The 13,628-nt window shown below is 67.6% G+C and carries 13 protein-coding genes; 8 read left to right on the top strand and 5 right to left on the bottom strand.

The genetic code is table 11. The annotated features are described in order from the left end of the window. The coding region (locus JZ792_RS32205; protein ID WP_216916659.1) for a 2-oxo acid dehydrogenase subunit E2 at positions 1 to 912 on the top strand (912 nt) is incomplete at its 5' end. On the opposite strand, the gene JZ792_RS32200 is transcribed toward JZ792_RS32205, so the two are convergent. Next, positions 893 to 1,921 carry an acyltransferase domain-containing protein gene (locus tag JZ792_RS32200; RefSeq protein WP_216916658.1) on the bottom strand — a complete coding sequence of 343 codons (1,029 nt, stop codon included), beginning with the start codon at positions 1,919 to 1,921 and terminating at the stop codon, positions 893 to 895. The two genes, JZ792_RS32205 and JZ792_RS32200, sit on opposite strands and share 20 nt — an antisense overlap. Before the next feature lie 202 nt (positions 1,922 to 2,123). Between JZ792_RS32200 and JZ792_RS32195 the strand changes: the two genes are divergently transcribed. From JZ792_RS32195 to JZ792_RS32170, 6 genes are read left to right on the top strand one after another with little or no spacing between them, the layout of a single operon-like run. Continuing rightward, positions 2,124 to 3,131 carry a ketoacyl-ACP synthase III family protein gene (locus JZ792_RS32195; protein WP_216916657.1) on the top strand — a complete coding sequence of 336 codons (1,008 nt, stop codon included), beginning with the start codon at positions 2,124 to 2,126 and terminating at the stop codon, positions 3,129 to 3,131. Further along, entirely contained in the window at positions 3,128 to 4,726 is a 1,599-nt protein-coding gene (locus JZ792_RS32190; RefSeq protein ID WP_216916655.1) for an FAD-binding oxidoreductase, read from the top strand. The genes JZ792_RS32195 and JZ792_RS32190 overlap by 4 nt, the downstream gene beginning before the upstream one ends. Before the next feature lie 31 nt (positions 4,727 to 4,757). Beyond that, positions 4,758 to 6,020 carry a beta-ketoacyl-[acyl-carrier-protein] synthase family protein gene (locus JZ792_RS32185; RefSeq protein ID WP_216916654.1) on the top strand — a complete coding sequence of 421 codons (1,263 nt, stop codon included), beginning with the start codon at positions 4,758 to 4,760 and terminating at the stop codon, positions 6,018 to 6,020. Next, the gene (locus tag JZ792_RS32180; protein ID WP_216916652.1) at positions 6,017 to 7,228 is read left to right on the top strand and encodes a ketosynthase chain-length factor; all 1,212 of its coding nucleotides are present in this window, start codon (positions 6,017 to 6,019) and stop codon (positions 7,226 to 7,228) included. Before JZ792_RS32185 ends, JZ792_RS32180 begins: the two co-directional genes overlap by 4 nt. 46 nt (positions 7,229 to 7,274) lie before the next feature. Further along, complete coding sequence (locus JZ792_RS32175) at positions 7,275 to 8,336, top strand: LLM class flavin-dependent oxidoreductase (protein WP_109525860.1); 1,062 nt, start codon at positions 7,275 to 7,277, stop codon at positions 8,334 to 8,336. Positions 8,337 to 8,380: 44 nt separating this feature from the next. Then, complete coding sequence (locus JZ792_RS32170) at positions 8,381 to 9,082, top strand: DUF8020 domain-containing protein (protein WP_216916650.1); 702 nt, start codon at positions 8,381 to 8,383, stop codon at positions 9,080 to 9,082. A gap of 53 nt (positions 9,083 to 9,135) precedes the next feature. On the opposite strand, the gene JZ792_RS32165 is transcribed toward JZ792_RS32170, so the two are convergent. Further along, positions 9,136 to 9,618, bottom strand: coding sequence for a nuclear transport factor 2 family protein (locus JZ792_RS32165; protein ID WP_216916648.1), 483 nt, complete (start codon positions 9,616 to 9,618; stop codon positions 9,136 to 9,138). Positions 9,619 to 9,667: 49 nt separating this feature from the next. Next, positions 9,668 to 10,312 carry a TetR/AcrR family transcriptional regulator gene (locus JZ792_RS32160; protein ID WP_216916646.1) on the bottom strand — a complete coding sequence of 215 codons (645 nt, stop codon included), beginning with the start codon at positions 10,310 to 10,312 and terminating at the stop codon, positions 9,668 to 9,670. A 373-nt stretch (positions 10,313 to 10,685) separates the two neighbouring features. Between JZ792_RS32160 and ppk2 the strand changes: the two genes are divergently transcribed. Next, positions 10,686 to 11,624, top strand: coding sequence for a polyphosphate kinase 2 (ppk2, locus tag JZ792_RS32155; protein ID WP_216916644.1), 939 nt, complete (start codon positions 10,686 to 10,688; stop codon positions 11,622 to 11,624). Positions 11,625 to 12,159: 535 nt separating this feature from the next. Here ppk2 and JZ792_RS32150 read toward each other — a convergent pair. Next, positions 12,160 to 12,540, bottom strand: coding sequence for a VOC family protein (locus tag JZ792_RS32150; RefSeq protein ID WP_216916642.1), 381 nt, complete (start codon positions 12,538 to 12,540; stop codon positions 12,160 to 12,162). Positions 12,541 to 12,742: 202 nt separating this feature from the next. Then, positions 12,743 to 13,408, bottom strand: coding sequence for an HAD family hydrolase (locus tag JZ792_RS32145; protein ID WP_216916640.1), 666 nt, complete (start codon positions 13,406 to 13,408; stop codon positions 12,743 to 12,745). Between the last annotated feature and the right edge of the window lie 220 nt (positions 13,409 to 13,628).

The raw sequence follows: 13,628 nt of genomic DNA, 5'->3' as shown, positions 1-13,628 counted from the left end.
GTGATCGGACAGGGGCGGGCGGCGCATGTCTGGCAGGAACCGGCGACGGCGAATGTCGGTGGTTCTCCGTCGGGCTCGAGCAGCGGACCGGGCCAGGACCGGGCGTGGGCAGCCGTGGCAGATTCGGTGACGCCTGATGTCGGTGGTGCGCCGTCTCGTGGGGACAGCGGACCGGGGCAGGACGCCGTAGCGCCCGCCAGCAGCACCCACCCGGTGAGCCCGGTGCGCCGGGCGACCGCCGAGGCCGTGTCGGCGAGTTTCTTCTCCGCACCGCACGCCACCGTCTTCCTGGAATCCGATGCCACCGGAACGGTCGAACTGGTCGACCGTTACCGGGCCGATTCCCGATTCCGGTCCGCGGGTGTCACGGCGTCGGCCGTGGTCGCCGCGGCGGTATCGATCGCGGCGATCGAAGTTCCCGAGATCAACAGCGCCTGGGACGGCGTGTCGGAGGTGATCACGCGGCATCACGCGGTGAACCTCGGTATCGCCGTCGCGACCGAGCGAGGCCTGCTCGTTCCGAATATCGTGGACGCGCAGCGGCTTTCGATCATCGAATTGGCCGAGGCGATCGGTGATGTCGTCTCGCGCGCTCGCGCGGGCAAGCTGACGCCCGCCGAATTCACGGGTGGCACGATCACGATCTCGAATGTGGGCAGTCTCGGCATCGACACCGCGACGCCGATCGTCAATCGCGGAGAATCGGCGATCCTGTGCGTGGGCGCCATCGCCAAACGACCCCGGGTGGTCGACGACGCGGTGGTCGCGCGGTGGACGGTGCCGCTGTCGCTGAGCTTCGATCACCGGCTCATCGACGGCGACACCGCCGCCAGGGCCCTCGTCCGCATCGCGGCGATCCTGCGAGACCCGTTGTGGCATATTCCGATCGGCGTCACGCCGCCGCGCGGATGAGTTCCAGCGCGTCGTCGAATGCGCGGCGGTCCTGTTCCGGTGAACCCGCCGCGTGCGGCAGCAGGGCGACCGTACTCGATTCCCCCGCGGCGACGCGGCGGTGCCTGCGCGCGGCCGTGGTGAGACTGCGGCCCGGTCCCGCCTCGACCACGAGGGCGGGACCCGTCGTGTCGAGGACACGCTCGAGGGTGGGCCAGAAGAGCACGGGCAGGGCGGGCTGGCGTGCCCAGAAGCGCACATCGCGCACCTGCGCGTTCGTCAGGGGCGCGCCGGTGTAGGCCGACCACAGTGGCAGGGCGGGATCGCGGAAGACGATGCGCTCCAGTGCGGGAACCGATCTCATGACGTGTTCGCCGATCTGTTCGCTGTGGAAGGCGACCGACGAACGCGCGAATCGGGCGCTGATCCCCGCCTCGGCCAGTTGGGTCGCGGCACGATCGATATCGGGGATCGCTCCGGCCAGCACTACTTGGCGCGGGGCGTTCACGGCGCCGATGTCGACGCCGAATTCGGCGCAGAATCGCACGTCGTCGGGTTTCGCCGCGACGGCGAGCATCGCGCCGGGCGGCGCGTCGGCCAACTGGACGAGTCGATCGGTCATGATGGCGGTGGCGTCTTCGAGATCCAGGACTCCCGCCAGTACCGAGGCTGCGAGCTCCCCGACGCTGTGGCCGACCAGCGCCGCCGGGACGATCCCCCGATCGAGCAGCGAGCGGCCGAGCGCCCAGTCGATCGCGAACAGCAGCGGCTGGGATCTGCGGATATCGTCGATATCGATCGCGGGCGTCTCGGCCAGCCAGTCCGCGCGGATCTCCGCGCCCGCCGTTCCCCATTGCGCGAGAACATGATCCACGCGTTCGGCGAATTCGGGCAGCGCCGCGTGCAGCCCGACCCCCATGCGGGCCTTCTGCACGCCCTGGCCGGGGAGGACGACGACGATCTGTCGCGAGGTGCGCGCGCTCGCACCGTCTTTCCTCGGTTCGTCCACGCGGTCTGTCGTCTCGGTCATGGTCGCTGTCCTTCGCGCTCGACCCGCCGATTGCGGGCATATCCGCATGACCGTGCCCGCCCATCCTGGTCGCGCGGTAGAGGTTGTCTCGAGCGCACCCCTGGACCGGTTCTCCAGTGGCTGTCCATCGGCCTCCACCATGATCAGCACAAGGGCAAATGCCCTACAGCACAGCCGAACTCGATCGCGAGGTCATGCCATCGTGGCGAACGACAGCATCTATATCCGCGGTATCGGCACCGCACTCGCCCCACGCAGGCCGATCTCGGACGCCGTGGCGTCGGGGGAGTGCCCGCCGAAGATCGCCGACGCGAACGGCATCGAATCCGTCGCGGTCTCCGAGGGACCTTCCGGGGTCGAACTCGCCGCGACGGCGGCCCGGGCGGCGATCGCCGATGCCGGTGTCGACGGGGCGCGTATCGATATCGTCGCGCATTCGAATGTGTATTACCAGGGCCACGATCTGTGGTCGCCCTCGGCGTACATCCAGCACGCAGCGGGAGCGGCCGACGCGGTGGCGGTCGAGGTCAGGCAGATGTCCAACGGCGGTATGGCCGCCATCGATCTGGCCGCCGCCTACCTCGGCGCCCGTGACGGCGACCTGGCGCTGGTGACCACGGGCGACCGTTTCGCGGCCCCCGGATTCGACCGTTTCATCAGTGATCCCGGGACCATCTACGGTGACGGCGGCACCGCCGTGATCCTTTCGCGTACAGAGGGGTTCGCGGTGTTCCGCTCGTTCGTCCAGGCCGCGGACCCCACGCTGGAGCGGATGCATCGCGGCGACGATCCCTTCGGCGTCGCGCCGTTCTCGGTGCGTCCGCGCGTCGACCTCGATCCGCTCAAGAAGGCGTTCCTGACCGGATCGAATGTGCTGCCGAACGTCGAGAAGGTCCGGCGCGGTCAGGAACGGGTCATCGCCCGCAGCCTCGACGACGCCGGTGTGAAGATCAGCGATATCGACTGGTTCGTGCTGCCGCACTTCGGCAGCCGCCGCCTGCGCAGCACCTACCTGCGTCCGTTCGACATCGATATCGAACGCACGACGTGGAGCCTTGCCCGCACCGTGGGACATCTCGGCGCCGGTGACCAGCTCGCCGGACTCGCCCACCTGCGGGAGCGGGATCTGTTGCGCGGCGGGGACGCGGTGCTCTTCGCCGGTGTCGGAGCCGGATTCTCGTGGAGCGCGGCCGTGGCGGAGATCCTGTGACGACGCGGATCGGCAGGCGATCGGCGCTGCGCGCGATGTCGGTGACCGGAGTGGGTCTGCTCGCGGTCACCCCGGAGGCCGCCGCCGCGCCCGCCGCCGCTCCGGCCTATATCGACCGTGACGATCCCCGCTACGACGAACTGACCACGGGAGTCAACCAACGCTGGGTCGCCAGGCCCGAATACATCGCGGTGCCACGGACTACCGAGGAAGTGGTGGCCGCCGTCCAGCGCGCGGTCGACGAGCACAGGACACTGAGCGTGCGCAGTGGCGGACACTGCCTGGCCGACCACGTCTTCAACGACTCGGTCACCGCTGTCGTCGACATGTCCGCGATGACACGCGTCTCCTACGACGCACAACGCGGCGCGTTCGGCGTCGAGGCGGGCGCGCTGCTGCTCAACGTGTACGACGAGCTGTACAAGTCGTGGGGTGTGACCATCCCTGGCGGATTCTGCTACTCGGTGGGCATCGGGGGACATGTCTGCGGCGGCGGCTTCGGGCTGCTGTCGCGTCGGGACGGTCTCACCGTCGACCACCTCTACGGCGTCGAGATCGTCGTGGTCGGACCCGATCGGGTCGCGCGCGCGGTGCTGGCGACCAGGGAACCGGGCGACCCGCTGCGCGATCTGTGGTGGGGCAACACCGGTGGCGGCGGGGGCAATTTCGGGGTGATCACCCGGTACTGGTTCCGTTCACCCGGTGTCAGGGGCCCGGCGCCACGTAACCAGCTGGTCAACCCGCCGGAGAAGGTACTGGTCAGCGCGGTCCCGGTGCCGTGGGCTGCACTGAACGAGGAGCGGTTCGTCCGCCTGCTGCGCAATGTCGGTCGATGGTACGAGGCCAACAGCGCCGTCGACAGCCCGTATACCGCGCTCAGCGGATCGGTGACGCTGACACACGCCTCCAGCGGAGCGCTGACCCTGCTCACTCAGATCGACGCGGGCGTGACCGACGCGAAGGCCCTGCTCAACGACTACCTGCGCGCGCTGCTCGACGGTGTCGCCGACGCGTCGATCATCACGCCGCCCAAACTGTTTCCCTGGTTGCGCGCCACCCGATTCCTCAGCACCGGTTCGGCGATCGGCAACAATCCGGCGGTCCGCAGCGACAACCACGCCGCCTACCACCTGCGCGGGCATACCGACGAGCAGGCCGCGATCATCTACGGCGCGCTCACCAGCGACGAGATCCACAATCACCACGCGATGGTCGTGATCAATCCGGTCGGCGGCAGGGTCGGGGCGGTCGGTCCCGGTGACACGGCGGTCGCCCAGCGGGGCGCGATCATGAAAGTGCTCTACCAGTCGCTGTGGACCGACCCCGCCGACGACGCGGCGAATATCGCGTGGGCGACCCGGCTGTTCCGCGCCGTGTACGCCGACACCGGCAATGTCCCGGTGCCCAACGATCGCACCGACGGCTGTTATATCAACTATCCCGATACCGGCGCGGCGGACCCGGACGCGAATCTGTCCGGAATCCCTTGGCACGAGCTGTATCACAAGGGCAACTACGCCCGTCTGCAATACGTCAAGTCGGTGTGGGACCCGCACGACATCTTCCATCACCCCCAGTCGATCCGGTTGCCGTGACGGCCGCCGGAACCAACGTGAGGACAGACAGATGACACGACGAGTGGTGATCACCGGCCTGGGGTCGGTCGTACCGGGTGGCGACGATATCCAGCATTTCTGGAAATTGCTCACCTCGGGAACGACCGCGACCCGGCGGATCACGCGATTCGATCCCGCGCCGTTCCGTTCCCAGAGCGCGGGGGAATGCGATTTCGATCCGAGCGCGCACGGCCTGACCGCGCGCGAGGAACGGCGCATGGATCGCGCGGCGCAACTCGCCGTCGCGAGTACCCACGAGGCCCTGCGTGATTCGGGCCTGGAGCTCGACGGTCTCGATCCGTCCCGGATCGGGGTGAGCGTCGGCAGCGCGGTCGGCGCGACGACGTCGCTCGAGGACGAGTACCTGGTGCTCAGCGACACCGGGCGACTATGGGAACTGGACAGCGAGTACGCGACCCCGCACCTGTACAGCTATCTGGTACCGAGTTCGATCTCGGCGGAGGTCGCGTGGGCGGCGGGCGCCGAAGGCCCGACGGCGCTGATCTCCTCCGGCTGCACCTCCGGTCTCGACGCCATCGGATACGGACGCGACCTGATCCTGGAGGGCTCGGCCGATATCGTCGTCGCGGGCGGGGCCGACGCGCCGATCTCGCCGCTCGCGGTGGCCTGCTTCGACGCGATCAAGGCGACCTCACCGCGCAACGACGATCCCGAACACGCCTCGCGCCCTTTCGATTCCACACGCAACGGCTTCGTCGTCGCCGAGGGCGCCGCGACGCTCGTGCTCGAGGAGTACGAGCACGCCAAGGCACGCGGTGCGACCATCTACGCGGAGGTGCGCGGGCACGCCTCGCGCTGCAACGCCTACCACATGACGGGGCTGCGGCCCGACGGCATCGAAATGAGTTCGGCGATCGACGCCGCGCTGTACGAGTCCAAGATCGACCCGGGCGATATCGACTACATCAACGCCCACGGCTCGGGAACCAAACAGAACGACCGCCACGAGACCGCGGCCTTCAAACGCAGTCTCGGCCACCACGCCTACGAGACGCCGGTCAGTTCGATCAAATCCATGATCGGGCATTCCCTCGGCGCGATCGGCGCCATCGAACTGGTCGCGTGTGCGCTGGCCATCGAACATTCGACCATCCCGCCGACAGCGAACCTGCACACCCCCGATCCCGAACTGGATCTGGACTACGTCCCGCTCGAGGCGCGCGCCGCCAGGGTCGATGTGGCGCTGTCGGTCGGTAGCGGCTTCGGCGGCTTCCAGAGCGCGGTACTGCTGTCGAAAGTCGGTGCGGCATGAGCGAAGTCGTCGTCACCGGACTCTCGGTGGCCGCGCCCAACGGGCTCGGCGCGGCCGACTACTGGTCGGCCGTGCGCGCCGGGCGCCTGGGCATCGACCGGGTGAGCCGATACGAGGTCGGTGGCTATCCGTCGCGTTTCGCCGGCGAGATCCTCGATTTCGACGTGGCGGCCCATATCCCAGGCAGACTCGTTCCGCAGACCGACCCGGTCACGAAACTGGCTATCGCGGTGGCGGATTGGGCCATCGCGGACGCCGGGGTCGAACTGTCCGCGTTCGACAACGACACGCTGGGCGTCACCACGTCCAATGCCAGCGGCGGCTTCGATTTCACCCAGCGCGAGGTCCAGAAATTGTGGACCCTCGGCCCCGACCACGTCAGCGCGTATCAGTGCTTCGCCTGGTTCTACGCGGTCAACACCGGACAGATCTCGATCAGGAACGATCTGCGCGGTGCGGGCGGATCGATCGTGGCCGACCAGGCAGGCGGACTCGACGCCATCGGCCACGCCCGCCGCTTGATCCGTCGCGGCCAGCGTGTGTCCATCGCGGGCGGATTGGAGGCGCCGCTCAATCCCTACGCTTTCGTCTCCCAGATCGCGCTGGGCAGGCTGAGCCGATCCGACACCAAGGAGGACGCCTACCTGCCCTTCGACGCGCGCGCCGCGGGCTACGTGCCGGGCGAGGGCGGTGCACTGCTCGTCCTCGAGGACGCCGACTCCGCCCGAGAGCGCGGCGCCCGGCAGGTATACGGCTCGATCATCGGATACGGGTCCTCGTTCGACCCGCACCCCGACAGCGGCCGCGCCCCCAACCTGAGCCGGGCCGCCCGCACGGCACTCGACGACGCGGGTATCGAGCCCGCCGAGGTCGACGTGGTCTTCGCCGACGCCGCGGGTCTGCCCGAACTCGACGCCGCCGAGGCCGCGGCGATCACGGAGATCTTCGGCCCCAACGGCGTCGCGGTGACCGCGCCGAAATCGACCGTCGGCCGCCTCATCGCGGGCGGACCGCCGTTGGATGTCGCGACAGCGCTACTGGCACTACGTGATCAGGTGATTCCACCGACTGTCGGCACCGCCGCACCCGCGCCGGGATACGAGATCGACCTCGTCGTCGGCTCCTCGCGACCGGCCCCGCTGCGCACGGCCCTGATCCTGGCACGCGGCTTCGGTGGCTTCAACTCCGCACTCGTCATCCGGCGTTGAGCCGCGACGCGACGCCACCGACCGAGACTTTCGACAAAGGACGACAATGAAATTCGGCATCACCTTCTTCCCCGCGGTCGGACCCGAAGACCTGTCCGCCGACAAATACTTCGACGACGCGCTCGAATTGGCGGTCTACGCCGACCAGCGCGGTTTCTACCACGTCAAAACCGTCGAACACTATTTCTTCCCCTACGGCGGTTACAGCCCGGATCCGGTGCCGTTCCTTTCCGCAGTCGCCGCGCGGACCCGATCCATCCGGATCGCGACCGGTGCCGTCATCCCGGCGTTCTCCCATCCGATCCAGCTGGCCGGTCGCCTGGCCGTGCTCGACAACCTCAGCCACGGGCGGCTCGATGTCGGTTTCGGACGTGCCTTCCTGCCCGGTGAATTCGCCGCGTTCGGGGTGAGTCTCGACGAGAGCCGCGCCCGATTCGACGAAGGGGTGCGAACCGTCGAGCGGCTGTGGGCGGAGGAGAACGTCGTCGTCGACGGGGCCTTCCACCGGTTCGGGCCGGTCACCCTGCTCCCGCGTCCCTTCCAACGGCCGGGACCTCGGGTGTACGTGGCCACGGCCACCAGCCCCGCCTCGGCCGAACAGGCCGGTTTCCTCGGCCGCGGCCTCCAGGCGGTTCCCGCCATCGCGGGCCCCGACGGTTTCGCCGAGATCCTGGCCGCCTACCGCAGGGGCTGGGTCGCGGGCGGACGACCGCAGGGCACCGAGGACGTGCAGATCAGCCTGGGCGCGTTCATCGCCGACGACCGGGACGAGGCACTGACTCTCGGCAGGCGCGACGAGCAGCTCTACTCCGACAAGATCGCCGAGGCCACCCGCGCGTGGTCGACCGAGCGCAGCGCCGACTACCCCGGCTACGAGAATCTCGCGAACGTCGGCGCCCTCCTGCATTTCGACAAACGACTCGGCGACGACCACATTCTGGCGGGCACCGTGGAGGACGTCCGCGCGCAACTGTCCCGACTCGGTGCGGCATACGGCACCGACATCACCGTCAGCCTCACCATCCACTCGGGCAATCTCCCGATCGAGGTCGCCAAACGAACCCTCGACTTCGTCGCGGACAAGATCGCGCCCGAATTCGCGCACTGACTCGAACGCATTTCGTCCAACGAGAGAAAGAAAACCGGATATCCATGAACAAACGAATGGGCGCCGTGGCGCTCCTGGCCGCGGGCCTGAGCGCGCTGCCGGGAATCAGCCACGCGGACGTCACCGGCGACGTCGCGCCGGTGAACTACAAGGCCACCACCACCCCGGAATCGGTGCACATCGAAACCGATTCGGGGAAACTGGCGAGCGACGGGGACAGGTTCACGATCCGGTCGGCCGACGGCAGTGTGCTCGCGGGTGCCGAATTATCTTTCCGTGTCGATGATTTCGTCTTTCCGATCGCCGCGGAGATAGCCGGGAACAACGCCGTGCTCACGCCGCGGTTCGACCTCGAGCACGCTTCCTACCGCCCGGTGGCGCTGCCCTTCGAGGAGGGCGCGCCGTGGAAGACCCCCTACGACCGGGAACTGGCCGCCTGGAACAGACTCACCAGCACCATCGGCGCAGGTGCCGCCATCGGGACGCTGGCGGGCGGTCTCACCGGCGGGGCGGTCGGCTGCGTACTGGGCGGCATCGCGGGTGCGACGGTCGCCTCCGCGGCGATCATCGGACTCTTCGGCGCGTTCGCTCCGGCGGCCGCGGTCGGCTGCGTCGGAGGGATCGTCGCCATCGGCGCGCTCGGCACCCTCGTCGGTCAGTTGCTCGTGACCGCGCCGATCGCGATACTCGCCGCCGTTCAGTACTTCACGACGATCAACTCGCCTTTCCCCGCACCGGCGAAATAGGTCGCAGGTGGCCAACGGGCCGGACTCGGAAACGAGTCCGGCCCGTTCGGGTATCAGATCGGGCTGCGTCCCGCCGCGACGCGTCCCGCCACCGGCCGCACATCACGATGCGAGATCAGCCATTCACCGTCGTATTTCTCGAACTCGTCGCGCACCAAACCGATCACCGTCCAATCGGCGGGCCGGTTGTGGTCGGGAAACGCGCTGCTGGAGAACCAATGCCACACCGTCGCGTAGGCGGTGAGCACAGGTCGGTCACCGTCCCATTCGATGGAGGACTGTCCGATGACATGGGCGACCATGTTGCGCCGGGCCTTCGGCACCCGGCACATGAACGACGTGAATTCGTCGCGTCCGTGGAAACGCTGCACCGGGCCGGGCATGATTCGATACTCGATCAGCGCGTCGGGAGTGAAACATTCGCTGAACCGCTCGCTGTCCTGGGTGTCCGCGATGCGGAAGAAATGGTGGAATGTTCGAAAAATCGCCCGTTCGGCTTCGATGGTCGCGAGCAGATTGTCGGTCTGAGCGGTCACGTTCATCCTTCTCTCGGCGTCGAGGTTCGACGTAATACGCAGGGGAAGTTCAGGTTTCCGCCGGGCCGTAGGCGCGCAGGAACGTATCGACCGCCGTGTCCGCGACGGCGCGCATCTCGGCGGCGGCGACCTTGCGGGTGCCCAGCCGTGAGCGTCCTTCCATCGGTCCGGTGATCAATACGAGGAATTGTTCGGCGGCGACCGCGGGATCGCACGGGCGCAGCCGCCCGGACAGCGACAGTCGTGCCAGCCGGTCGGCCAGCGCCTCGCCGAGGCGGTCCGAAGTGCGGCCGACGACGATATCGATCAGGTCGGGGAACTGGGCGACCTGGGCATAGGTGAGCCACCGCAACGATCGTGACCGTTCGGCGCAGCAGACCCGGATCAGTCGCAGCGCCAGATCCCGCAGTGCCGCACCGAGATCCGTCCCCGGATTCCGCAGCCGCTCCACCACCGTCAGATTCTCGGCCAGCACCGAATCGGCGACGGCCGTCAGCGCGTGCCGGAACAGGGTTTCCTTGTCGTTGAGGTGGTTGTAGATGGTCGGCTTGGCGACCCCGGCCTCCTCCGCGATCTCCTGGACCCCCGCCAGTGCGTAGCCGCGCCGGGCGAACACGACGAACGCCGCGTCGAGAATCGCCTGCCGCTTGTCGATCCGCCCCCGCGAGGAGGTCGCACCGGCCGGTGTCGTCATCCGCTTCCCACCTCCGAGGTCCGGGCACATCCGGGACTCGACTCCCGGCCGACGATTTCAATTGCGTCGGCCGACACATAGAGTCTGTTCGAGATCAGTGTATTGAACTCACGGGTTCAGTTCAACTGCTCGCCGGGACCTCCGGGGCTCCTGTCGATCGACTCGAGTCGCCGTACGAGGCAGGCAGATCGGGCGCCGGGTAGTTCGATCCGGTGAGCGACCTGCACCTGCTGGGCACGACCGACGACACTCCGGTCGTCCGAACCGACTATTCCGTGGTCGACCAAGAGGAGTCCCGCTGCCGGCCGTCCAGGTCGGCGTAGGTGTGCCCGGTGTTCACCAGTTGGTCGATTTGCGTCGTTAACGTCGCGGAATGACCCACTTCGCTGCCTCCCCGCGTTTGCTGCGTGATCTGAGTGAGATCGCCGATCTGGAATCGGCGATCGATCTGACCGATACCACCGGCTTCGCCGTCGATGACATCGATGACGACGACCCGCTGCTGCTGACCGCCGATGGTAAGTTCGTCGTCGACACCTGGCGCGAGGGCTACCCGTACGATCGGCGCCTGGAACGGTCGGTCTACGAGGCCGACAAGCGGTTGTTGCAGATCGAGTTGCTCAAGTTGCAGAACTGGGTCAAGGCCGCCGGGCGGCGCTTGGTCGTGGTGTTCGAGGGTCGCGACGCCGCGGGCAAAGGGGGCACGATCAAGCGGTTCACCGAACATCTCAATCCGCGCGGTGCCAGGGTGGTTGCGCTGGAGAAGCCGACCACTCGTGAGCAGACGCAGTGGTATTTCCAGCGCTATGTCGAGCACCTACCCGCGGCCGGGGAGATCGTGTTGTTCGATCGGTCCTGGTACAACCGGGCCGGGGTGGAGCGGGTGATGGGTTTCTGCACCCCCGAACAGCATCGGCGTTTCCTGGCCCAGGTGCCGCTGTTCGAACGGATGCTGGTCGAAGACGGCATCGACCTGGTGAAATTCTGGTTCTCGGTATCGCCGCTGGAACAGCGGACCCGCTTCGCGATCCGCCAGGTCGACCCGGTCCGGCAGTGGAAACTGTCGCCGATGGATCTGGCCTCGCTGGACAAGTGGGACGACTACACCGCGGCGAAGGAAGAGAACTTCGAACATACCGACACCGACTACGCCCCCTGGATCGTGGTCAGGAGCAACGACAAGAAACGCGCGCGCCTCAATGCCATGCGCCACGTGCTCGGCCTGTTCGACTACGAGAACAAGGACCGCGAGATCGTCACCGCCGCGGATCCGCTCATCATCGGCCGAGCCCGCGACGTCATCGGTTCGTGACCGTCGGGACACGCGCCCCGCGCACGGATCGGCTTCTGATTCGCCCGGTATCCGCCGGTTCGATGCTGGACAGTGGGGCCGACCCCCGAAAGGCGGCCCCACCGTTTTTCACAGCAGGCGTGGGCGGCATCCACGACGCCGTTCACGCGGTTTCGGGCATCGGTTTCCCCGATGACCACAACGATCGTAGACCCCCGGACGCCGAATACCGAATCGCGGTCTCGCGCGATCGGACGGACGTTGTCCGCCGATGGATACGCCTCGGGGCACGGTCGGCTCGCTCGTTCCGTGCGGCTGCGCGGATCGAGTGGGCGCCCACGCGATCCGCGAGACCCGGTACGCCTTGCCGGGCAATCGGAAGCCTAACGACCCCAGCCTCTCTCACGGTTACGCCCGTGCTACGGCCGTGTGCGGCCAGGCTCGAACACAGGCCGTTTCCACGGGCGGTGACTGCCCCTGTGAGTGATGGACGCGGACACTCGACGCGGCAGGACGGTCGGTCGGTTCGCCGCGACTCCGGTGCGCTCGATACCTCTCACGACTCGGGGAGCCAGACCAGACAGAACGTGTGGCCGACGGGGTCGCGGTAGACGCGGAACGCACCGTCGGTCTCGGCCTGGACCAGGCTGGCTCCGAGTGCGAGGGCGCGGGGTTGAGCGACCTCTATGTCGTCGACGAGCACATCGAAATGGATTTGCTGAGAACCCGTGGTATCCGGAAACTTCGGCGGCTCGTAGTCTGGCGAGGTCTGGAACGCGATGCGTCTGCCCGACGCGTCGGCGAGAACCACCCAGTCCTCTTCGTCGGAAACGACCTGCGCACCCAGCAGTTGCCCGTAGAAATCGGCCAGTGCGCGCGGATCGGGGCAGTCCAGGACGATGCTGCGCAGTTTGCCGACCCCTTGCTCGGTTGTCACCTTCCGTCTCCTTCCGACAATTCGTGTGGCATGGGTGGACCGATCGAGCGGACACGGTCGATCAATCCGACTCGAGCCGGATAACGGCTCGACCCACACCTGAGGTACCACCCTGGCCCTACCCCCGCGCAGCGCCGACAAAACCGCCGACCACCACGGGCCCCGCAATCGCTGCCTGGGCAGAGGGCCGACAGTACTGATATCAGGCGAGTGGCGTGTCCGCCAGTGCCCGCACGAGTTCTGCGGGGGTGTCGTAGAGGGCGATGGCCCCGGCTTCGCGGAGTTCGTCGTCGCCGAAGCCGCCGCTGCGGACGGCAATCGCGGGCATGCGGGCTCTCTTGGCCGCCTCGATGTCCCACACCGAGTCGCCGACCATCACACTCGCCGCGTCGGGCGCCGCGCCGAGCTTCTTCAACGCGGTGATCAGCAGGTCGGGTGCGGGTTTGGATGTCTCGACGTCGTCGCTGCTGGTCCAGGCATCGGCGAGGTCGTGGGCGTCCAGTTTGTCCAGGAAGGTCTCGACGTGGCGTTGTCGACCCGAGCTGGCCAGCACCAACCGGTGACCGCGTTGCTTGACGGCCACGAGCAGTTCGCGAGCACCTGGGAGCGGCGCCATCTCCTCGAGCAGGGTGTCGACCTCCTTGCCCTGCAATTCTCTGGCCCGCTCGCCCACCCGGCGCTCCAGTTCCTCACCGCCGACGGCCGTGATCAGTTGATCCCCACCCATGCCGATCAGCCGGTGCAGCCGCCACACCGGGAAGGTCTCACCCACCGAGCGCAGGGCTCGATACCAGGCCAGCGCGTGATGGTAGTTGGAATCGATGAGTGTGCCGTCGATGTCGAGGACGGCGATGGCGGAGTCGGTCACTGTCGACGGCTACCCGCGCTCGCCGTGTCCAACCCATCTTCCGGTGTCCAACCCATCTTCACCTGCTACGAAACGGTGCAGTGGGTTCCCGGTCGGCGGAGCGCTGCCCCGGCACCGAACTATGAGGTCACCACCGGGGCGGTGATCGGGCTGGGCGGGGCCCGGGACCGCGACCCGCCGTCTCGCAGCCTCTCGGTCTGCGATCGCCTCATTGTCGATT

It is taken from the genome of Nocardia noduli (assembly GCF_019038455.1).
GTDB classification, from domain to species: Bacteria; Actinomycetota; Actinomycetes; order Mycobacteriales; family Mycobacteriaceae; genus Nocardia; species Nocardia noduli.
This window is presented reverse-complemented; position numbering and strand designations above follow the sequence as displayed.